The following is a 21,714-nucleotide window of genomic DNA, read 5'->3' as shown; positions in this document are numbered from 1 at the left end:
TTCTGCTTACTTAGGTGCTAGTCCCAGTTCGTCTAGCTTGAACAAAATCTCTGTTTTATGCTGTTGATTAATCTCTTGCCAATGGCGATCTTCTCTTGCGCCGATTATCGCGTAGATAGAGTTTAAACCAGTGCCTTTTACTTGGGCTTTTAAACGCCCGTAGAGTTGGTAAGGATCGATGGCCATAAAGTCTTCGACGGAGTGAATATCTACCTCTGCCAATATTTCTTCGCTGCGTGGACCAAAGCCTTTTAAGTCCCTTAGTCGCTTAGGTTTAGCTGGTGAACTGCTCATAATGGATTTAGCCTCTAGCTGGCTTAGTTGAAGAAGTTTTCAAAGGCTAACCAACGCTGTCGTTGTTCCTGAATACTGCTTAAATAAAAGCTTATGCTTTGCTTTGGATGCCGCTGGTTTAAAGCAAACAAGTCTAGCCGAGAGATACAACCCAATTTGGGGTAACCCCCAATGGTTTGCCTATCCACAGACAGAACTATTGGTAAGCCGTTAGGCGGGATTTGCACAGCGCCTAAAGCTATTGCCTCTGATTCTTTAGCTTGGGGAACATTGTCTATAGCTGTGCCTTTTAATCTCAACCCCATGCGGTCGCTTAACTCGCTGAGTTGATATTCCTGTTGCAAAATTTGCTGCCGTTGTTGAGTACTAAATGCATGGAATTGATAACCCGGAATAAGAGCGAGTTTTAAGTGTTCTTTATAGTTTGGAATAAACTGATACGGTGTTTGTTGCACTGGAGTGGATGCAAGCTGCTTAGCACTTTTTATAGGATAAGGGACTTTGTCATTTTGCATTAAAGCCCGCCCATTGAAGGGACCTAAAGCCTGTTTCGGTGAACTGCTTACACTATTTAGCTCGCTGTCGAGTAAAAAGCCGCCTTGTATCGCCAAATAAGCTCTTAGTCCTGAGCGACTAGCGCCTATGCTCAAAGTTTGACCGGCTTCCACATCAATACTTTGCCAAGTAGTAATTGGTTTGTTGTTTGCTTTATTTATTTCAAAGGTAAGCGGCACCTCAGCGCCACATACTGCAATCTGGCAGGCTTGCTCAAAATGCAGCTTAGCGCCACCAAAGGTGATTTCTAGGGCAGGGCTGTTAACGTGATTTGCTAGCAAGCGGTTAGCCCAATTAAAGGCATGCTTGTCTGCAGGACCACCTGGGCTAACGCCAATGTGCTGAAAGCCAATACGCCCTTGATCAACAACTAACATCTGCGGACCGCTACGAAGTACCGTGAGTGAGGCTGCTTTAGTCACTGCTGTCTCCGTAGCTGAGAAATTCTTCATAACTGAGCTCTATAAAACGCACTTGATCACCTACCGTTAACGGGCACATAGGATCGAGGTGTTTATCGAATAGCTTTATGGGGCTTTGGCCAATGATGTGCCAGCCACCAGGGCTATCGCTGGGATATACTGCGCTCATCTCTTCGGCAATTGCTAGGCTGCCAGCTGGTACTTTGCTTACGGGAGTGGACTTGCGAGGCAGTTTTAGTTGCGGGTTTAGTCCGCTTAAGTAAGTAAAGCCAGGCATAAAGCCAATCATCTTTACTTTATAAACACTTTGTTTATGCAGCTCAATAACTTGATTAACACTGAGCTGGAGTTGCTGAGCGACTGCTGTTAAATCGGGCGCTAACTGTTCTGCATAGCAAACTGGAATATCAAATACTTGGTGACTAGTACGTTTACTTAATTGCACTTCAAACTGCTGAACTGCAATGCTTATCGATTCGAACTGCGTTTGGCTATTGCCGATGCAAAGTAAAGTATCGCTGGCCACGATAATATCAGTGATGTTAGTAAGCTGGTGTTTCAGAAAATTTGCTAAATCAGGCAGTGCTTGGCAGTGGACTGCTGATTGGCTGCTTACTAGTACGCTATCCTCGTTAACATAGTCGATGCAGTACATACTGACTAGTCTTTCTTTGAGCGTTGGATTTGCTGCTTGATGGCTTGCACCAGCTTAACGGCTGCTTGATTGTCGCCATGAACACACAGGGTATCGGCCTCTACACCCAATAAGCTGCCGTCAGCGCAGCGTAAGCTTTGTTGCGTGAGTAACAAATCTACTTGTTCTAATATGTGCTCTTTAGTGGAGAGTACCGCTCCAGTTTGACTGCGTGCTTGTAAACTCCCATCACTTAAGTAGCGTCTATCACAAAAGGCTTCTTTAATTAGCGATAGTTGGTATTTTTCTGCTAGTTCGCTGATAAAGCCATGGCATTGGGTGGCATGTACCATTAGCTGAGAAGCCTTATTGAGGCCGGCTAGCGCTTTGCATACTGCTTCGAATATTGCCGGCTGTTTATGCATGTCGTTATATAAAGCGCCATGTGGTTTTACATAACTTAAGTTAAGCTCATGAAACTGGCATAAAGCATCTAAAGCGCCTATTTGCGTGAGCAGTAGGTGGGTGAGCTCATCAGCTTGATATGGGATAGAACGCCGGCCAAAGCCAGCTATGTCTGCGTAACTTGGATGCGCGCCTATTGTGACAGCATATTGCTTGGCTATTGCTAAGGTACGACTCATTACATTGGGATCTGAAGCATGCCCACCACAAGCTATATTAGCGAGATCAATATGCGGCATGAGCTGCTCATCAACCCCCATTTCCCACACGCCGAAACTTTCTCCCATATCGCAATTTAGTAACATCTACCTTCCTTAACGTAGCGTTTTACAATGTTGAATCAGCAGCTTTGAAAAATGCTGGCCGGCTGGGCCTAGCAGTTCTGGGCGCGGTACTACCAGATAGGTAACTAATGATTTGGCCGCACCGCCACTTACATTAAGTTCAACCAGACTGTCATCTTCGAAATGCGGTTGAGCGATATGTAGCGGCAGCCATGCAAAGCCTAAACCCTGCTTAAGTACTTCTACTACGCGATGAAAACTACTAAATGTCCAGCGCTGTTCGGCGCGTAACCAACCTCTATCTTGTTGAGGGTTTTTACCTGTATCACGGATCACTAGTTGGACGTGTTGTATCACTTCGTCTATCGAGACAGGCTGTGGCATTTTAGCCAAAGGATGATTGCGATGAACAACTGGAACTAAGGTGACAACACCGAGGCGTTCACCCAAAACACCCTTAGGCAAGTGAGCTGTGATCACCAAGTCAAATTCACCTTCAGCTATTGCATCATCAGCGCCACTTACTACGGTATCAATAACTTCGACTCGAGTGCCTCTGCTTTCCGGTAAAAAGGCTTTAAGTGCTTTAATAACCGGTGCTTGTGGCTGAATAATTTCACAAGCTAAGCTCAATTGTGGCTCCCAACCTTGCTCTAGACTTGCAGCGAGTAATTCTAGCTCTTGGATATTTTGGCTAAGCAATTTACTGCGCCTTAGCATTACTTCGCCCATTGGGGTTAAGTAGGCTTTGCGACCTTTCACTTCAAGCAGCTGAATGCCTAGTAAGTTTTGTAACTTACTGACAGCGTGGTTCAGTGAGGATTGGCTTTTGTTTAGCTGACTGGCGGCTTGTGCGTAGCCACCATAATCCACAACGGCCTGAAAAATTCGCCACTGCTCTAAGGTGCTTTTGGCGCGAAATGGCTTGCTCATCGTTCGCTATCCTAACTAGTTACTTAGGTTGCGCATCTAAGCTAGTGCCTGTTACCCCAATGCTAGCGTCACTCATTAGGTATAAGTAATTAGGCATAATATCGAGCGGCGTTTTTAGTGTTTTTGGATCTTCGCCGGGGTAGGCTGTTGCACGCATTAAAGTGCGGGTTGCACCTGGGTTTATACAATTACTGCGTAAACCGGTTTTATCAAATTCGTCTGCAATAACTTGCGACATACCTTCTATCGCAAATTTAGATACCGAATAACCACCCCAATAAGCACGGCCTTTTTTACCGACGCTTGAAGAAGTAAAAACTAATGAGGCATGGTCACTTTTAAGCATTAACGGAACTAAAGCTTGGCTAAGTAAGAACTGTGATTTTACATTTACCTGCATAAGTTGATCCCAAAGATCTTCTTCTATTTGCACGTATTGGCTTAACACACCCAAATGCGCCGCATTAAGAAGGGCGCCATCTAATCTGCCAAATTGGTTTTCGATGGTGGCCGCCATATCAAGATAGTTCTGTTGAGTCGCACCTTTTAAATCAAGGGGAATAATGGCTGGTTGTGGTGCGCCCAAGGCTTCAATTTCATCATATACAGCTTCAAGCTTTTTAACTGTTCTTCCTAGCAAGATCACTGTTGCACCGCATTGTGCAAAGGATAGAGCGGCTTGGCGGCCAATGCCGTCGCCTGCGCCGGTTACTAGGATGACCTTGTTTTGTAGCTCATCACTGGCTGCTTGGAAGTGTTGAGGAGAGGTTTCCGTGCTCATTTTTCGTTCCTGTAGATGTGCGTTGGTGCACAAATATTTGATTAACAATTAAACAAGTGTTTAACGCCTGGTTAGACCTGTTGCAAAAATGTAAACAAATGTTTAAGGTTTCTTTGAAGAAACATACTATAAAAAAAGGAATTAGCTAATATGCGTCTGTCCCGAATAGCTACAGCAGTCACTCTATTTGCATCAGTTACTATAGCGGGTTGTGGTAGTAGCAACTCGCCATTTGATTTTGGTAATGATATCACGCCAAATGAGCCAAACTCAGTAAAAATTCGCTTCAATCCTCTTACTGGTGATGTATCTACACCAAATAACTTGTTGTTTAACGGTAGCTTAGACGGGACGATTAACCTACCAAGTGAAGCCGCTATTGCGCTTACTCAGCAGTATCAAGATATCACCAATGTATTAGGCGCCTTAGACGGTTGGCAAACCAGTGTGCCGTTTTCAATTCCTTTAGCCTACGGCGATGATGACGCGGAATACAATGAAGAAATAGATACAAAGTTAGATGCAAGTTCTTTCCCAGCTGGCGTGTTGTTATACAAAGTTCGCGCTTCAGGTTTTGCAGATATGTGTGCTGACGTTACCGAAAATGGTGGCAGTTTTGTGGCAGGGCAAACCTGCCGCGTTGATGAGCAGCTTGTTTACGGTGAAGACTACATTGCTACTTTTAGTGATGGCAGTTTAATTGTTACTCCTTTAGTACCGTTTGCTCCTGCTACGTCTTATATGGTGGCAATTACAGATCAACTATTAGATGAAAATGGTCGAGGTGTTGCCGCCGGTGAGGCCTACCAGTTATTGAGTTCTCCAATCACTGCCGATGATGATGCTACGTTGCAAAGCCTAAAAGGCTTAACAGCGTTTAATAATGGCTTGTTGGCCGCTGAAGGTGTAACTGCAAATGTTAGTTACTCTGCAGTGTTTACCACTCAATCGGTAGGAAGCGTGTTAACTACTTTGCAGCAGATTTATGGTGGGATGGCACTAAATAGCTTATTGCCAATGAGTGCACTTGTCGATACAGGCTCTACAGCGCAAGACGTTGCCAATGCTGCTCTTGGTACTAGCCAACCAGGCTTTGTAGCCGCTAAATACTTTAAGTCTACCTTGGCTGTGCCTTATTATTTATCAGACCTTGATAATCCTGATCTTACTGGTGCAGATGTAAATAAATGGGCACAAGCTAAGACTGATAGTCCAGTAGCCATTTTACAATTGCTGCAAACCAATGCTGATTTTGCTGACCAAGGCAGTGCAACAAGTTTTTGGGCCCAGGCCGGCGCAAAAGGTTTTGACGTTGCTACATTTGGTGGCTTAGTAGCAGGCGGTGATACAACAACCGCTGGACAAATGCTTGCTCAGGCAGATTTAGCTGGACTTACCTATATGCAAGACGGTGAAGCGATGCCAGTTGACTCTCATCGCCATCTTACGGCTTATAACCCTGTTCCAGAAACTAAAAGCACCGCGTTTTTAGACTTAGATATTTATTTACCTGATGAAACCTTAACTGGCAATACCATGCCGGTCGAAGGCTGGCCAGTTGTGATCTTCCAACATGGTATTGGGTCGGTTAAAGAAACCGCAGCGGCTATTGCTGCTAGCTATGCAGCGCAAGGTTACGCAGTTTTGGCTATGGATTTGCCTTATCACGGTAGTCGAGGATTGGATTTGACCGGTGATGGTAATGCGGAAATCAGTGCCAATGACGATCCTCAAGTATTCGCCAACTTGGGTAGCTTTTTAAGCATTCGAGAAAATCTACGTCAATCAACAGCTGATTTACTTGCGGTGCGAGCAGCCTTGCAAGCAGCTGGTGCGCCTGCTGAACTTGACGGCAGCAAAGTACATTATGCAGGTCAGTCATTAGGAGCAATTGTCGGTGTTGGTCCAGCATCGGTTGCTGATACAGTAAACGTAAGTGGTTTTGACATTGATTACAGCCTACAAAGTGTTTCGCTTAGCGCACCTGCTGGCGGTTTAGCTGGAGTGTTCCAGTACTCACCTAGTTTTGGTCCTATCGTAGAAGCAGGTTTAAAATCTAATCCTGGTTACTTAGCGCTGGTTGCTGCTGGCCTTGGCTTTGAAGACAATGACACAGCTACAGCCTTAGAGCAGTTTGCGGTATATCAAGCCACTTACCCAGAAGCAGCGCAGCTGGTGATTGACTCTAATTATCCTGCATTTGCGTCAATTTTTGGGTCGTTAGCGCAAACAGTGGTAGATGGAGTAGATCCAATTAACTACGCGCAATCTGGTTTTGCTATGCCAGTACTAGTGCATGAAATTGTGGGTGACGGTAGCGAAGGTAGCGGAGATCAAGTTATTCCAAATAGCCTTGCAACGTTGCCCTTAGTTGGCACCGAGCCGCTGATTGCTTCAATGGGTCTAGAGGGTACCGAAGTTACCTCAGCAGGTAGTTATGCGGTGCGCTTTAGCCAAGGCTCGCATAGCTCACTGATTTCGCCAGCAGCTAGTTTGGCTGCTACGATTGAAATGCAAACCCAGTTTGTTAGTTATGCAGTAAGTGCAGATGCTGGAAATGCTAGTGTTGTGGTAAGTGATAGTTCGGTAATTGCTCCGGCTCAATAAGCACTAAGTTATCGGTTCTAAGGCCTGCATCGCGCAGGCCTTTTTTGTTACTTGGTTCAGTGTGCAAGCTATGGTACTAATAGCAGCTCGAAAATATGAGGGCAGAAGTTTGGATTTTTTGATTGAGTTTGGATTGTTTTTTGCGAAGGCCTTAACGATTGTTATCGCTATTATTGCTGTAGTTGTGGTTGTGATTGCCGCTTCTTCTAAGACTAAACACAAAAGTGGTGAGCTTGAAGTTACTGATTTAAGTGAGCAACACAACGAGGTCGAGGAAAAGCTTAATCATAACCTCATGAGCAAAGAGCAACTTAAACAGCATAAGAAGCAACTAAAGCAACAACAAAAAGAAGATAAGAAAAAAGGCGAAGAACAAACTAAACCACGATTGTTTGTTATCGACTTTAAAGGCAGCATCGACGCCAAAGAAGTAGCCAGTTTACGTGAAGAAGTTTCTGCGGTACTTATCGCAGCGAAGCCAGAAGATGAAGTGTTAGTTCGTTTAGAAAGCGGCGGCGGCATGGTTCACGGATATGGTTTAGCGGCTTCTCAGTTAAAACGGATTAAAGCAAAAGGCATCACACTTACTATCGCCGTTGATAAAGTTGCCGCAAGTGGTGGTTATATGATGGCTTGTATCGCTGATAAGATTATTGCAGCGCCGTTTTCCATCGTTGGTTCAATTGGCGTGATTGCCCAGTTGCCAAATTTTAATAAAGTATTAAAGAAAAACGACATCGATTTTGAACAGGTAACTGCCGGTGAGTTTAAACGCACTCTGACTATGTTTGGCGAAAACACCGATGAAGCACGCAAGAAGTTTCAATCTGAGCTAGAAGAGACTCACGTTCTATTTAAAGAGTTTGTTCAAGAGTTTCGACCGCAATTGGATATTGCAAAAGTAGCCACTGGTGAGCATTGGTACGGCACTCAAGCATTTGCTTTGGAATTGGTTGATGAAGTATCTACCAGTGACGATTACTTGATGCAGCAGTTTGATGAAAAACAAGTTATCCAGTTCAAATACCATACCAAGAAGAAATTAGCAGAAAAGCTCAGCCAAGCGGCAAGCATTGGAGTAGAGCGTGGCGTAATGAAAATTATGCAGTCTCAATCTTGGGATTGGACCAAGTAATATCAAACTAACAAACAGCAACGGAAAAGCCTGACCTTAGTCAGGCTTTTTTTATCTGCTCAGTTAAGCTTGTTGGAAAGGGTAAACAGAACCTAAGTGTAAGATTTGGGTTAGCTCATCCAATGCGGTATTCACTTCGGTGATTAACTGAGGGTCACGTAAATCATCAAAAACCAAGCTATCTCTGTAGTGCTTATCAACCCACTGGTTTAGCGTGCTAAATAGTTGTTCATTCATGATAGTGTGCTGGTTTACCGCAGCTAATTCCATGTCGTTTAGCGCCACTCGTAAGCGCAAGCAAGCTGGGCCACCACCGTTGCTCATACTCTGCTTAACATCAAAGTAATGCACTTGTTTAATCGGAGTATTTCGACTTACTAAGTCTTCTAAATAAGCACTAACTTGGGCCGATTCTTGACAGTTTGTTGGTGCAACAATAGCCATTTTACCAGGTGTAGTGGTAACGATCTGGGTATTGAATAAATAGGTTTTAACTGCTTCTGAAAGACTCACTTCGTTGTCGCTAACTTCTATGAAATGTAGCTTATTATCGCCGAAACGCTGCTGAATATGCTGAAGTTGTTGCTGAGTGTTTAAAAAAGCTTGTTGATGATAAAACAGCACATTTTGGTTGCCAACTGCAATCACATCGTTATGGAAAACACCTTGGTCAATTACTCCAGGGTTTTGCTGAATGAAAATCGCGGTATCTTGGTCTAAACCATGTAAGCGAGCTACCGCTTGGCTTGCTTCTAGGGTTTGCCTTGCGGGAAACTTTTTAGGAGCAATTACACTGGCATCAGCAGCTGAGCGGCCATAAACAAATAGTTCTAAGCCAGCTTCGCCGTAATTTGAACACAATCGGGTATGGTTTGCCGCACCTTCGTCGCCATAGTAGTCGTTTTCTGGCAAATGTTGATGGTGTTCAAAATATTTACTATCAGAAAATACCGCCTTCAAAATATTACCGGTAACTTGTGGCTCAATAGAGCGATGCAGCTTATTAGTTAGGTTTGCTGGCGTGAAATGTACTTTGCCATTTTCGGTGTCTGCGCTAGGCGATACGGTGGCTGCATTAGCAGTCCACATGCTTGATGCCGAATAACTAGCGAGTAGGGCATCTGGCGCATTTTTTGCCGCTTGTTGTAAAACTTGACTATCGTTACCGGTAAAACCGATACGACGAAGAAGATTGAGATCGGGACGTTGTTGCGGAGCCAACACGCCTTGAGTAAGCCCTAGGTCGTGCAAGGCTTTCATTTTTAATAAGCCTTGCTTGGCGGCTTCTTTGGGGTTTGAGGCATTTTGGGCATTGGATAAAGAGGCAACATTGCCAAATGAAAGACCCGCATAATTGTGGGTTGGGCCAACTAAGCCGTCGAAGTTGACTTCAAAATGTTTCATAGTCTTCCTTTTACTACGCTCACTTAAAAAATGAGTTATCTTTTATTGAAAAATTTGACACCAATGGTTATTTATATTGGCAGAAAAAGAAAATCAAGCGTATAACACTACGCTTTACTGGGATTTTCAGATGTTATCAGTTTGTATCTTGGTGGTCGAGTGCTTAATTATTCGCCCAATAAACCAAAGATGCAAAAAAGTTATTGACCTATGCTAAGTCTCGAGCAATATAAAAAAGAACGAATATCTATTACTTTCCGTCAATAGGCCAAGTTGGTGGACACAATGGTAAAAAGAAAAATATGAGCAAATCTCTGGTAATTGTAGAGTCACCAGCTAAAGCAAAAACGATTAACAAGTACTTGGGTCGCCAATATGTGGTGAAATCAAGTGTCGGTCATATTCGTGATCTGCCTAGCAGTGGAAGTGCAACCAATAAAAAGAAAGCTGCGCCTGTTTCAACCAAAGGATTAAGCGCAGAAGAAAAAGCCAAAATAAAAAAGGCTAAAGACAAAAAAGCGCTAGTAGCTCGAATGGGTGTGGATCCCGAGAAAGATTGGAAAGCCAATTACCAAATTCTGCCTGGCAAAGAGAAAGTAGTAAACGAGCTTAAAACGCTTGCCGAAAATGCTGACACCATCTATCTCGCAACCGATTTGGACCGCGAAGGAGAGGCGATTGCTTGGCACTTAAAAGAAATTATTGGCGGCGATGACAGTCGTTTTAAGCGAGTAGTATTTAACGAGATTACTAAGTCAGCAATTAAAGACGCGTTCTCGCAGCCAAGCGAATTAAATATGGCGCGAGTAAATGCTCAGCAAGCCCGTCGATTCTTAGACCGCGTAGTGGGTTACATGGTATCGCCACTGCTTTGGAAAAAAATTGCTCGCGGTTTGTCTGCTGGACGAGTTCAATCGGTAGCGGTTCGTCTGGTCGTTGAAAAAGAGCGTGAAATTAAAGCCTTTGTACCAGAAGAGTACTGGGATATTCATGCTGATCTAGCCACACAATTAGGCGAAGGCTTCCGCTTAGAAGTTGCTAAAGAAAACGGTCAGGCCTTTAAACCTGTTAACAAACAGCAATCAGAAGCAGCAGTTGCGACTTTAAAAAGCGCTGATTATCAAGTTGTTAAACGTGAAGATAAACCGACACGCTCAAAGCCAAAAGCACCTTATATTACCTCTACGTTGCAGCAAGCAGCTAGCACCCGTTTAAGTTTTGGCGTTAAACGCACCATGATGTTAGCTCAAAGGCTCTATGAAGCAGGCTACATCACCTATATGCGTACTGACTCAACAAACTTGAGTAACGACGCTGTAGAGGCTGCTAGAGGCTATATTGGCGATAATTTTGGTGATAAGTATCTACCAGACAACCCTTTACGTTATTCAAGTAAGGAAGGAGCTCAAGAAGCGCACGAAGCAATTCGACCTTCAGACGTGAATGTAACCAGTACTCAATTGGCCGGTGTAGATGCTGATGCTGCTAGGTTATACGATTTAATTTGGCGTCAATTTGTAGCCTGTCAAATGACTGATGCGCAATACGATGCTACCACCGTTACAGTGAGTGCAGCTCAATTCGAATTACGTGCTAAAGGCAAAATTTTGCGCTTCGATGGTTGGACAAAGGTTCAACCAGTAGGCAAGGCCAGTAAAGCCGATGATGGAGTGTTACCAGCGGTGAGCCAAGGTGACAAACTCAACTTGGTTGAGCTTGATCCTAAACAACACTTTACTAAGCCACCAGCGCGTTTCAACGAAGCATCGTTAGTTAGAGAGCTAGAGAAGCGTGGCATTGGTCGCCCGTCTACCTACGCGTCAATTATTTCAACCATTCAAGATCGTGGATATGTACGCACCGAAGGTCGTCGTTTTTACGCTGAAAAAATGGGTGAGATTGTTGCTGAACGCTTAACTGAAAGCTTCCAAGATTTAATGAATTACGACTTCACTGCAGAGATGGAAGAACGTCTTGATGAAGTTGCTGATGGCAGTATTGAGTGGAAACAAACTCTTAACGAGTTCTATAAAAACTTTAAGAAGCAACTAACCGTAGCCGATGATGACGAAAAGGGGATGCGTAGCAATACTCCTGTTCTGACTAATATCGAGTGTCCTGATTGTGGTCGTCCTATGGGCATCCGCACTGCCAGCACCGGTGTATTCTTAGGTTGTTCTGGTTATGCATTGCCGCCTAAAGAGCGTTGTAAGTGCACTATCAATCTAATACCTGGTGAAGAAGCGGTCGCCGCTGATGCAGAAGAGCAAGAAACAGAGGCTCTGCGAGCTAAAGAGCGTTGCCCAGTTTGTGGTACTGCCATGGACAGTTACCTTATTGATGAGACCCGTAAACTACACGTGTGTGGTAACAACCCAGATTGTGAAGGTTATGTGGTTGAGCAAGGTAGCTTTAAGATTAAAGGCTACGACGGGCCTATCGTTGAGTGTGAAAAATGTGGCAGCGACATGCAACTACGCACTGGCCGATTTGGCAAGTACATGGCTTGTACAGGTGAAGATTGTAGCAATACCCGTAAGATTTTGAAAAACGGTGAAGTGGCTCCACCACGTGAAGACCCCGTTCATTTGCCTGAACTACCCTGTGTAAATAGTGATGCTTACTTTGTATTACGCGATGGCGCATCCGGTATCTTTATGGCCGCAAGTAACTTCCCACGCTCACGAGAGACACGTGCGCCATTAGTGGAAGAATTGAAGCGCTTTAGAGATAGATTGCCAGAGAAGTTTTACTACTTAGCTGATGGGCCAACAGAAGATCCAGATGGGGTTAAATCTTTGGTTCGATACAGCCGTAAGACTAAAGAGCAATACTTAAGCACTGAAGTCGATGGTAAACCTACCGGTTGGAGAGCGTACTTTAGCGATGGTAAATGGACCATTGAAGATAAGCGTAAAAAGCCTAAAGCCAAGAAAAAGGCTTAAGTAGATAGAACTAAAAAAGGAAGCGAAAGCTTCCTTTTTTATTAGCTATTTTTCGATGATTAGCTGTTTAATTGCAACTGAGCCAGCTTTTTGTCCATGGTAGCTTTTAGTAGCTTATACAGCAAAATAGCGGCATCAATTTCTTCTTTACGGTTGGTAAGGCTTTCTATGTTTAGCCCTAAGGGGATCCCAAGCGGTAAAACGGCTTCTAGTATCTGCACTAAGTTGTTGTAACAAATTAGGATTGATTCTTTTAGCGGTTTGTCAGCATTAAGAATGCGTAGGCTGGTTGCTTCAGGTACCGATATTCCTAACCATTCAATAAACTCTAAGGTTTTAGCACTACCACAGGGTGAAAAGGTAAGAATGATCCGCTGTGGTTTTTGCTGGTTCGCTGCACACTCATGGGCATAACGGGTTAGCATATCGATAGTAGCTTGAGCGTTATATACCGCCTGAGTAACAAAGTACTGGCAGCCTTGGTGTGTTTTATGGATTAACCTAGCATGTTCATCACCTTTCTTGGCGTGCCGCTCAGCGATGGTTACTCCACCTAAATAAAACTCTGGTGCATGACTGGCGATTGCTTTGTAGGCATCGGCCAAACTTAATTGAATATCATTGGTTGCCGCTGGGCTGCCTACTAACACCAGGTCGCGAATTTCAAACTGGTGCCATGCTTCTTTTAACCAATTTACAAAGTCTTGTTCATTTCGCTGAGAGACACTTTTGTAAGTAATTACCGAGCGTTCACTTTTATGCATTAGCAGTTGCGCGTACATACGCGGATCATGTGTTTGCATGTAAGGAAATGGGCGAGGCTTGTCGATGCGGCTGCTTTCATCTTGAATGTCGTAAACAATTAGGCCGTTATACTCAATTTCATCTAAACGAGACAGCAATTTATCTGCAATGTCGCTGACTTTTTCGATATCGGTATTTTGTTTAGGGGGAGTGGTACCTATGAAGTAAACCCCATGGAAAGGGTCACTAGAAATCTGCTCAAGTGTTTTACGCATGTTGTGTTTGCTTTATTTATTTAGTTAGCGATATTTTCGCATAGCTTTGAGCTGCAGGTCTAACTTTATGAGTTAGGCTGCTAATTCAAAGCGATTACGATGAGGTGGGGAAGTATTACCACTTTTTCTTGGGTTGAAACAATACATCTAACTCATCAGTTTCTTTCTCTGCTAAGTTTTCTGCTTCTTGTTTGCTGTCGGATTTTAGCTTGTCGCTCATTTCTTGGTTCATCCGGCGCATGTCTTGTAATTTTTGTTCTAGGTAGGCATCGCGGTCAGAAATATTGCTCAGGGCTGAGATTCCCTTATTGAGCAATTGGCGAGCGGTGCCCCATTGGCGCAGCGCTTGGGCTTCTACAGCGCGTTTAAGGGCATTTTCAATGTTCACTTTTAGCTGCATTAACTCTAAGCGTCGGTCTTCTAGTACAAACACTTGAGTGTTTAAACGACCCTTGGCATGTTCTGAGCGTACTACCGCACGAATTTTTTTTATGATCTGCAGCATTTGCAGTGCATCTTTATCAGTATCAGGGGCTCGGAAAGCACTGTCACTGATGTCGCCTGCATTTTTTATTTGGCTTAGTTGACCTTTGGTTGCGCGAATACGGTTATTTAAACCTTTAACGCTAGGATCGGTGGTTCTAATTTGATTTAGGGCTTCTAACATACGTTTATGCAGCAGCTCTACCAATTCTTTGCTGTAAGGCAAAATAGAGGAATGCAGTAGCAACTCTTCCGTTTCGTTAATAATTGCCTTTTGCTTGGCAATTGCTAAACGGCGTTCGGTTTCTTGCTTCTGTTTAAATTGTTGAACCATGTTGTAGGCGATGACTAAAAACAACAACGCGCCTATGCCAAGCAATACTAAGGTAAATACCATACTTAAACCGAAAAAATATCCTAAGTGTTTGTGCTACGGGAGATATAAACTAAAACGGCTACCACCTAAAGAACTGCCATTTTCTAGTTTTATTTTACCTTCCTTGCCCGAATTTATATGTGCTTTAGCGATCAATTTTGCGAAAAATAAACCTAAACCGCTACGATTTTTAACAAAATTTATTTGCGAAGCTACTTCTATATTTGCCAAGTCGATAATGTCTTGTGGAAATCCATCACCATCATCATCAATTTGGATGCATAAATAGTTATCGGCTTGTTTTGCAGATATTTTAATTTGTTTTTTTGAATAGCGAAGCGCATTCACCACAATATCATTAAGTAGGTAGTCCACCAGTACGCCATCAAAGTACCAACTTAGTGAAGGTTCCACATCTATTTCAACCTTCATTTCTGCTTGTTCGATGAAGGTTTGGTTCTTGTAATAAATATCATTGAGCAAGTCTTCTAGGTACTGCTCTTCAATGGTCATTGGCATTTGTTCTTTTTCGAAACGATAAAGCGCCAATAACTGCATCAAGCTTCCGTTTAAGCGAGAGACTTCGTAATGCAAGCGCGACAGTTCTTCACTGTCTTCTCTGCCCATTTGTTTAGAGCGTAAGGCGATGGATTCTGTTGACTGAGTCAGCATACACAGCGAATTTTTCATATCGTGAACTGCAGTGGCTAAAACTGATGAAAAATCTAGCTTGTCGTTTACTGGCATGTGAAGTCCTTATAAGCACGTTGTTGCAGTGTAACCGAAGCCCAGCTTTGTCGCAAAATCAACTACTTCCAAAATACTATTAAGATTACATAGTGAGCTGGTAATAAACCTGTCATGGCATTTTGCTAGATGTAACTTGCCAATTATAGCAAGCGAGGACGCGATGCAAGGCCAGAGTGAATTCCCAGAGATGGATCAGCTGCTTAACATTCTTCAGCTGTTTCCAAATAAGCTTAAAGTAGAGTTACTGTGTGAAGTAAACAGCAACACTAATGACTCTTATCCTGTTCATGCAATTAGCCTGGGGAATGCCTCTATTGATAAACCTGGAGTATTGTTTGTAGGTGGGGTTCACGGTGTTGAACGTATTGGTAGTCAAGTAGTGCTGTCTTTCCTAGCCAGCCTGCTAAACCGGCTTGATTGGGACACACAACTCCAGTACCTCCTCAATAACTGCTACCTTGGTTTTGTGCCTATCGTAAACCCTAGTGGCATGGTTATGCAGCGAAGAGCTAACGCTAATGGGGTTGATTTAATGCGTAACTCGCCAAGTATTGCTACCGAAGGCGCAAGCTTTATGGTTGGTGGGCAGCGAATCAGTCCACATTTACCATGGTTTAGAGGCAAAAGCGGCCAAGCAATGGAAATGGAAAATCAGGCCTTAGTTAAATTTGCTCAAACCAACTTATTCCCACGGCCTTTTAGTTTGGTATTAGATTGTCATAGCGGTTTTGGCCACAGTGACCGGATTTGGTTTCCTTATGCAAACTCGGTATCACAGCCTATTGATGACCTTGATGTGGTTTATCGGCTTCGAAAAGCTTTTTTTAGTGGCTTTCCACACCAAAACTACCTGTTTGAACCGCAAACTAAACATTATGTTTGTCATGGTGATCTTTGGGATTATTGCTACGATCAGTCTTTAGCCTATCCGGGTACGTTTATTCCTCTTACTCTGGAGATGGGTTCGTGGCGTTGGTTAAAGAAAAATCCACTTCAGCTGTTTAACAGTTTAGGTTTATATCATCCCATGAAGCCACACCGAGTACAGCGAGTGCTAAGACGGCATCTAATATTAATGGAGTTTTTAATGGATGCCTGCCATTCATGGCAAAGCTTCCTTAATGATCCACAATTAGACTTAGACAAGAAAGGAGCAATAAAGAAGTGGTATTCATGACTAATAGTCAACGACCAATTGTTTTGGTTAGAGGGTTAATTCGAGAGAAACGCCATTGGGGACAATTTCGAGAACTCCTGCAGCAGGCCTTTCCCGAGCGTACAATTGTTAGTTTTAACGTCCCAGGTAATGGCCACTTATATCGCTTAAAAAGTGCAGACAGCATATGCCAAATGCGGCAAAGTTTGCGAATTCAACTTCGGCTACAAAATGTAAACATTGATTGTGTAGATATCGTTGCCATTTCATTAGGGGGAATGTTGGCCGTAGATTGGGCAAATAAATTTAGTCATGAGGTTAACTCGCTGGTTTTAATTAACTCATCTAACGCTGCGTTTTCGCCGTTTTATCGTCGTTTAAATTGGCGTATTTACCCTTCTTTGATAAGTGCTATTTTCACTCAATCTACAGTTTCTCGACAACGCAAAATCATGGCCTTAACCACTAGCTTCCCGCAACAACACCAGCAAGTTTTATGCGCTTGGGTTAGCTGGGCAAAGCAGTATCCGGTAAGCTTAGAAAATGCTTTTTTGCAACTTAAAGCGGCTGCAGCTTTTAAAGCGCCTAATAAGCCAAATCAAGCAATGCTGATCCTAAATAGTCGTAGAGATAAATTAGTTGATTGCAGTTGCAGTGAACAACTCGCTAAGCGCTGGCAAGCAGATGTTAAGCAACATCCTACCGCAGGGCATGACCTGCCCTTAGATGCGCCGCTATGGACAGTGAAGCAGATTCAGCAATGGCTTAATGCATTAAGCTGCTAATCTTAAAGTCGATGAACTATCGCTTGGACAAGTTAAGGAATGGTGGTTATGGGTAAGTGGTTATTTTGTTTTGGCTTGTTTTCATACTCAGCTATAGCTAATCAGCTAGCGATAGAGGTGATAGAAGGCGCTTACCCCAAGCTTACTTTTCGAGTAGAAGCAGCCAAACAACTTGAACTTATGCCAATAACAAAGGCAAGTGTTAACGAACAAGCAGATGCCTTGCAAATAAGCCTACCTGCAAGCAATGCCTGTGTTTACGATAACCTTCAACTATTAAGAGGGCGACTACTAACTTTAGAGCTTGCTTGGAACCCCAGCATACAGCAACAAATCAATGTGTTAAGCCAAGACAAGCTTTGGAAAGACTTAGCTTATCGCGTGTTAGTGCCAAGCTCTAGCACGAGTTGTAAGGTGAAAGACCTTGAATTGCATTTTCCAAGCCTTTCCGCGTTTAGCGGGGGGTGGGGAAGGCTAGAGTTAAATGATACAACAGGCGTAATTGCACACAGTTTTTTTGTGGTTCAGCAAGTTGGCAATGTTTATATCTTTAACAAGGTAGTTCCTAACCACGTTAAGGCTCAGCAATATTGGTTAAAGTACTACGCACAATAGCGGTGTTGGTGCTGTTTCATTAAAGTGTCATATTAAATTGTGAACACTATGTTTCAATATACAACCAAAACGCCCTAGGTAGCTTTGTTTGAACCAACCGTTAATTCAAGAACCCATCGCTAAGTTAAAAAAACTAAAACGTTACCAATACGAACGTTATGCGGTGCTTTGTCGACTGGCTTATCCGTCGGCTATGCAAGGTATGACTGAGCAGCTTGATAAGTATTTGTATCAAGACGTGTTTGATCGCTGGGGGCGGTCAACAACCCGGGTATTATGGAAAGAGAACAAAGATGAAGTGATTGTTGTTTTTCGAGGGTCAATGAACATATTTGATTGGCTGGTTAATCTTGCTTTTGTTCCACGCAAGTATCAAGCAGGAGAGAGCCATTATCATGTTCATTGGGGCTATTTGCAGCTATTGGAGCAGTTAAGTTGCGATCCTAATCGGAGCAAAAACAAGTACACCGTTTACCAGCGTCTTGAGGCAATATTATTACCACTGATGGCACAGGGAAAGCGCATATCGCTTACGGGGCATTCTTCTGGTGGTTGTATGGCAGTATTGGTGGCGGATAGGTTAGAGCGGCAATATCCCAAAAAAGTAAAACGGGTCGTAACCTTTGGCCAACCAGCAACAGGTTTATGGAACTTTAAGAAGCACTACAAATTGCATCGTAAAACTTACCGAATTTGCTGTGACTTAGACATTGTAACCTTTTTGCCGCCCTTGCCATTTGTCTATTGGCATGTAGGTAGAATGCTATGGTTACACGATGAAAGAATTTATGAGAATACGCCAACCTGGTATCGGTTAAGTAAGTCGTTGGTGAGTTGGTTGCTATTACCGTTTACTTATCACTACATGCGTAAATACATTCGCAATAAAGACTATTTTGATGAGCACTAAAGTGCCGTAAACAAAGCGGAGTAAATTAAGAGCCTGCTGCACTGCGGTAAGATTGCACTGCGCGGATCCCTTTCTTACTCACATTCACTACTTCGGTTCTTGGCCATCGTCCACAGAGCAAAGTAATAAATTGCTCATCTTCTTTGTAGTAAACGTAGCGTTGACCTTGGCCTAAGCTACAACAAACGGGTTTGTCATCTAAATAGCTAATGCTAACAAAACCATCTTCAGAATTAACACTTGGACACCAATCCTGCGTTGTACCGCCATGGTGATTGGGTTGTTGGGCCCGCAATACCGATAATACGTCTACGGTGTTAGCTGGGTGAGTTGAAAACCAGTTTAGGTAATCGGAAAAGCTCAATTCTTTGTCGTAAAACTTTGCCAAAGTTACTTTTTGCATTTGCAATATTGCTAATATCATCACCAACAACGCGATGATGAACGGAAAAAGTATTCTATAGAACAAAGTTTGAAACATTGTGCCTGCCGTAAGTATTGTGACCGCGGACGATTCTAACAAAAATGTGATGTATGTCTAATTATTATTCGCCTCAACAATCATTCTTTATAAGCAGCAGCGCTAGCTTATAGACAAACTGAATTTGCAGAAGCACAAATGTTGGTTACAGTTTTGCCAACTGGAGGGTGCTGATGTTACGTAAAATTTTGTTAACGATTATTGTTCTAAGTCTACTTATTGCTTGGTTTAGTAATGATTTGATCCGAGCGGTATTCGAAGCAACAGCCTTTTTGGCGGTATTGGTAATGCTAGGTACATCGTTAGTGGGCAAACAGCGTAAATCTAACCATTAGCATTGCTCATTCAGGTTTAACTTTCCGATTAGTAGAAAAGCTTAATGATAACTAGTGAGCTCACTGCTATGCAGATCCATAGCCCTAATCCAAGTAATAATGGTTTACTGCCTGCTTGTTGTAAGTTTTTAGCCGTTAAGCCGTAGCCGATTAAAAATAAACACACTCCCAACAACTGTTTAGACATCTCAAATAAGCCTTTGTAGACAGCCTCAAACATCGGTACATAGTTGCTGATAAGCATTGCCAAAATGTAGAAAAAAATGAAGTAGGGAATTGAAACCTTACCGTCTTTTTCTTTGAATATTATCGAACTCATTAAGGCTACAGGGATTATCCATAACGCTCTGGCTAGTTTAACCGTAGTGGCAACGCTAAGGGCTTCATCGCCGTACGCTGCAGCAGCGCCTACAACAGACGAAGTATCATGAATAGCAATGGCCGCCCAATAACCAAATTGGTTTTGGCTTAACTCTAATACGTGGCCCAGCAATGGGAATAAGAACAAACCACAAGCATTCAAAATGAACACGGTCGCTAAGGCTAAGGAAATTTGTTTACTATTTGCCTTAATCGCAGGTGCTACTGCGGCAATAGCGCTGCCGCCGCAAATTGCAGTTCCCACCGAGATCAAATAGCCGGTCTTTTTCTCCATACCCACTAATTTAGCGGCAACTAAGCCAACAAATAGGGTAAAAGCGATAGAGCCGACAATTAACCCAAAACCGTGTTGTGTGTATTCAATAGCTTGGGTAATAGAAATACCAAAACCTAAACCGACCACCGAGATAGCTAATAGACGCTTGGTTAAAACAGCAATATCAATGGTTTTAGGTGTTAATCCAAAACTTGCAAAACAAGCTCCAATAACTAGAGCGCCAGGACCGTTTATGAGAGGCGTAAGGATTACTAAGCAGGTAATTAGGCACAATACATCTGCTTTACTGAGCTGTTTTAGTTTCTCTAACATATTAAATCCTCAACATCAGGCTTAAGTATACGCCGAGCAAGGATTGCATGCATGCGGATTTAGTTGCGAGATAAATCAACAAAAATATTTTAATTCATTGATTTAATGCGATTATCTGTTTTCATATCAATAATAATGATTATTTTAATTGATATTATTCATCGAGCTTAAAAGCTAATTTAGCGATAAAATAACTCTTCCTCGATTTGTGGTCGCATCAGTTCAGTCACTCGTTTGCCTTCGGCAATAGCTTCTTCGGCACGGTGGAAATCCATGATGCCAATATCCCCTAATTTGGGAGACAGCAATATATCTGGTGGATCGCCTGCCATACGGGTGCGGGTTAACCGCTCCTGCATAATATTAATCGAGGTAGACATTACGCCTATCATGCCGGGGGAGCGATTATTGTTTGGCTGCTTGAGGTTACTTAGCATGGAATTAAGAAAATCTTTGCCGCCACCTAACAAGCGCCAAAATGGTTGCTCGTTAGCATTGTTGTTTTGCTCGTTTATTTCTAAGGGATGGTCGGTTAGCGCAATTCGAGATTTATCATTATTAAGGTTTACCGCAATAACGATGTCGGCGCCCATCGCTCGGCACAACGATACCGGAACTGGATTAACCACTGCACCATCTACCAGCCATTGATCTTTTAAATGATAGGGAGCCATTAATCCTGGCATGGCACATGATGCGCGAACAGCGTCTCGTACACTGCCTTTTTGCAACCAAACTTCCTTGCCGGTCTCAAGCTCAGTTGCCACTGCACCAAATGGAATCGTTAATTGCTCTATGCTGTCGCTACCAATGTATTTTTCTGCAGCGTTAAATACCTTTTCCCCAGTGAGCAATCCACCACGGTAAAGTGAGAAGTCCATCAAATTGAAAACTTGCCAGCTAGAAAGGCTTAAGGCCCACTCGTTGAGTTTGTCTATTCGTTGGCAAGCATATGCTGCTCCGACTAAGGCACCGATTGAGCAACCAGATACAATATGTGGGCGGATCCCCATATCTTGCAAGGCCATTATTACCCCTAGGTGAGACCAGCCTCTTGCTGCTCCGCTACCCAAGGCTAAGCCAATCTTCAACTCGCCGCTAACAGCCATGATAACTCCATTCAAGCCAACTATTTCGTAAGCCTCATTGTTGCTTAAAAATGCTTAAGTTCATAGTTACTTATGTTCTAGATGCGAGTTAGCTATAGCCAAGTATGGTACTGATATTTATCAAATATTTTTCAGGGGCCAGATGAACATTAATAAGCCTTTAACTGTGCGAATTAAAGGAAATTCATTGAAAGTAAAGATGCGAAGAATTTTACTTGGCGCAGAACGCGCGTTTATGTTTTATTATTTATTCTACACATGATGAA

At 43.1% G+C, this 21,714-nt stretch carries 21 protein-coding genes; 8 read left to right on the top strand and 13 right to left on the bottom strand.

The window, feature by feature from the left end:
* Nucleotides 1–6 precede the first annotated feature (6 nt).
* The 6 genes from OAG1_RS11530 to OAG1_RS11505 are packed head-to-tail and all read right to left on the bottom strand — an operon-like array spanning nucleotide 7 to nucleotide 4,368.
* Entirely contained in the window at nucleotides 7–294 is a 288-nt protein-coding gene (locus tag OAG1_RS11530) for a TfoX/Sxy family DNA transformation protein (RefSeq protein ID WP_338621382.1), read from the bottom strand.
* 23 nt (nucleotides 295–317) lie between these two features.
* A complete protein-coding gene (locus OAG1_RS11525; RefSeq protein ID WP_338621381.1) occupies nucleotides 318–1,271 on the bottom strand; it encodes a biotin-dependent carboxyltransferase family protein in 954 nt (317 codons plus the stop codon).
* The gene (locus OAG1_RS11520; RefSeq protein ID WP_338621380.1) at nucleotides 1,264–1,926 is read right to left on the bottom strand and encodes an allophanate hydrolase subunit 1; all 663 of its coding nucleotides are present in this window, start codon (nucleotides 1,924–1,926) and stop codon (nucleotides 1,264–1,266) included. The genes OAG1_RS11525 and OAG1_RS11520 overlap by 8 nt, the downstream gene beginning before the upstream one ends.
* A 5-nt stretch (nucleotides 1,927–1,931) precedes the next feature.
* Nucleotides 1,932–2,675: a 5-oxoprolinase subunit PxpA gene (locus OAG1_RS11515; protein ID WP_338621379.1), complete on the bottom strand. Its 744-nt coding sequence runs from the start codon at nucleotides 2,673–2,675 to the stop codon at nucleotides 1,932–1,934.
* Nucleotides 2,676–2,684: 9 nt separating this feature from the next.
* Nucleotides 2,685–3,587 (bottom strand): LysR family transcriptional regulator, encoded by a 903-nt coding sequence (locus OAG1_RS11510; protein WP_016403038.1) that lies wholly within the window; start codon nucleotides 3,585–3,587, stop codon nucleotides 2,685–2,687.
* Between the two features lie 19 nt (nucleotides 3,588–3,606).
* On the bottom strand, nucleotides 3,607–4,368 hold the full coding sequence (locus tag OAG1_RS11505) for a YciK family oxidoreductase (RefSeq protein ID WP_016403037.1): 762 nt from the start codon (nucleotides 4,366–4,368) through the stop codon (nucleotides 3,607–3,609).
* A gap of 150 nt (nucleotides 4,369–4,518) precedes the next feature.
* Here OAG1_RS11505 and OAG1_RS11500 point away from each other — a divergent pair, with 150 nt between their 5' ends.
* Nucleotides 4,519–6,975, top strand: coding sequence for a VolA/Pla-1 family phospholipase (locus OAG1_RS11500; protein WP_338621378.1), 2,457 nt, complete (start codon nucleotides 4,519–4,521; stop codon nucleotides 6,973–6,975).
* Nucleotides 6,976–7,084: 109 nt separating this feature from the next.
* The gene (gene sohB, locus OAG1_RS11495) at nucleotides 7,085–8,110 is read left to right on the top strand and encodes a protease SohB (protein WP_338621377.1); all 1,026 of its coding nucleotides are present in this window, start codon (nucleotides 7,085–7,087) and stop codon (nucleotides 8,108–8,110) included.
* Between the two features lie 63 nt (nucleotides 8,111–8,173).
* On the opposite strand, the gene astB is transcribed toward sohB, so the two are convergent.
* The gene (gene astB, locus OAG1_RS11490; RefSeq protein ID WP_338621376.1) at nucleotides 8,174–9,514 is read right to left on the bottom strand and encodes an N-succinylarginine dihydrolase; all 1,341 of its coding nucleotides are present in this window, start codon (nucleotides 9,512–9,514) and stop codon (nucleotides 8,174–8,176) included.
* A 302-nt stretch (nucleotides 9,515–9,816) separates the two neighbouring features.
* Between astB and topA the strand changes: the two genes are divergently transcribed.
* Entirely contained in the window at nucleotides 9,817–12,459 is a 2,643-nt protein-coding gene (gene topA, locus OAG1_RS11485; RefSeq protein WP_221077481.1) for a type I DNA topoisomerase, read from the top strand.
* Nucleotides 12,460–12,518: 59 nt separating this feature from the next.
* On the opposite strand, the gene OAG1_RS11480 is transcribed toward topA, so the two are convergent.
* From OAG1_RS11480 to OAG1_RS11470, 3 genes are all read right to left on the bottom strand, one after another.
* Nucleotides 12,519–13,478: a hypothetical protein gene (locus OAG1_RS11480; RefSeq protein ID WP_338621375.1), complete on the bottom strand. Its 960-nt coding sequence runs from the start codon at nucleotides 13,476–13,478 to the stop codon at nucleotides 12,519–12,521.
* Nucleotides 13,479–13,593: 115 nt separating this feature from the next.
* Nucleotides 13,594–14,358 (bottom strand): hypothetical protein, encoded by a 765-nt coding sequence (locus OAG1_RS11475; protein WP_016403029.1) that lies wholly within the window; start codon nucleotides 14,356–14,358, stop codon nucleotides 13,594–13,596.
* Between the two features lie 33 nt (nucleotides 14,359–14,391).
* Entirely contained in the window at nucleotides 14,392–15,084 is a 693-nt protein-coding gene (locus tag OAG1_RS11470; RefSeq protein WP_016403028.1) for a HAMP domain-containing sensor histidine kinase, read from the bottom strand.
* A 163-nt stretch (nucleotides 15,085–15,247) separates the two neighbouring features.
* Here OAG1_RS11470 and OAG1_RS11465 point away from each other — a divergent pair, with 163 nt between their 5' ends.
* The 4 genes from OAG1_RS11465 (at nucleotide 15,248) to OAG1_RS11450 (ending at nucleotide 18,553) form a co-directional block, all read left to right on the top strand.
* Nucleotides 15,248–16,264: a DUF2817 domain-containing protein gene (locus OAG1_RS11465; RefSeq protein ID WP_338621374.1), complete on the top strand. Its 1,017-nt coding sequence runs from the start codon at nucleotides 15,248–15,250 to the stop codon at nucleotides 16,262–16,264.
* Nucleotides 16,261–17,028 (top strand): alpha/beta hydrolase, encoded by a 768-nt coding sequence (locus OAG1_RS11460; RefSeq protein WP_338621373.1) that lies wholly within the window; start codon nucleotides 16,261–16,263, stop codon nucleotides 17,026–17,028. The genes OAG1_RS11465 and OAG1_RS11460 overlap by 4 nt, the downstream gene beginning before the upstream one ends.
* 48 nt (nucleotides 17,029–17,076) lie before the next feature.
* Nucleotides 17,077–17,643, top strand: coding sequence for a hypothetical protein (locus OAG1_RS11455; protein ID WP_338621372.1), 567 nt, complete (start codon nucleotides 17,077–17,079; stop codon nucleotides 17,641–17,643).
* Between the two features lie 88 nt (nucleotides 17,644–17,731).
* Entirely contained in the window at nucleotides 17,732–18,553 is an 822-nt protein-coding gene (locus tag OAG1_RS11450) for an Mbeg1-like protein (RefSeq protein ID WP_016403024.1), read from the top strand.
* 25 nt (nucleotides 18,554–18,578) lie between these two features.
* Here the strand turns inward: OAG1_RS11450 and OAG1_RS11445 are convergent, their stop codons facing one another.
* Nucleotides 18,579–18,956, bottom strand: a complete 378-nt coding sequence (locus OAG1_RS11445) for a hypothetical protein (protein WP_016403023.1) — start codon at nucleotides 18,954–18,956, stop codon at nucleotides 18,579–18,581.
* A gap of 251 nt (nucleotides 18,957–19,207) precedes the next feature.
* Here OAG1_RS11445 and OAG1_RS11440 point away from each other — a divergent pair, with 251 nt between their 5' ends.
* Nucleotides 19,208–19,369 carry a hypothetical protein gene (locus OAG1_RS11440; protein WP_338621371.1) on the top strand — a complete coding sequence of 54 codons (162 nt, stop codon included), beginning with the start codon at nucleotides 19,208–19,210 and terminating at the stop codon, nucleotides 19,367–19,369.
* Nucleotides 19,370–19,397: 28 nt separating this feature from the next.
* On the opposite strand, the gene OAG1_RS11435 is transcribed toward OAG1_RS11440, so the two are convergent.
* Both OAG1_RS11435 and rssA read right to left on the bottom strand, forming a co-directional pair.
* Nucleotides 19,398–20,339, bottom strand: a complete 942-nt coding sequence (locus tag OAG1_RS11435; RefSeq protein ID WP_338621370.1) for a putative sulfate exporter family transporter — start codon at nucleotides 20,337–20,339, stop codon at nucleotides 19,398–19,400.
* A 179-nt stretch (nucleotides 20,340–20,518) separates the two neighbouring features.
* Nucleotides 20,519–21,448: a patatin-like phospholipase RssA gene (gene rssA, locus OAG1_RS11430; protein WP_338621369.1), complete on the bottom strand. Its 930-nt coding sequence runs from the start codon at nucleotides 21,446–21,448 to the stop codon at nucleotides 20,519–20,521.
* Nucleotides 21,449–21,714 lie beyond the last annotated feature (266 nt).

This window comes from Agarivorans sp. OAG1, assembly GCF_037076485.1.
In the GTDB taxonomy this organism is placed as follows: Bacteria; Pseudomonadota; Gammaproteobacteria; order Enterobacterales; family Celerinatantimonadaceae; genus Agarivorans; species Agarivorans albus.
Note: the sequence above shows the minus strand (reverse complement) of the source record. Positions and strands in the feature narration are given on the sequence as shown.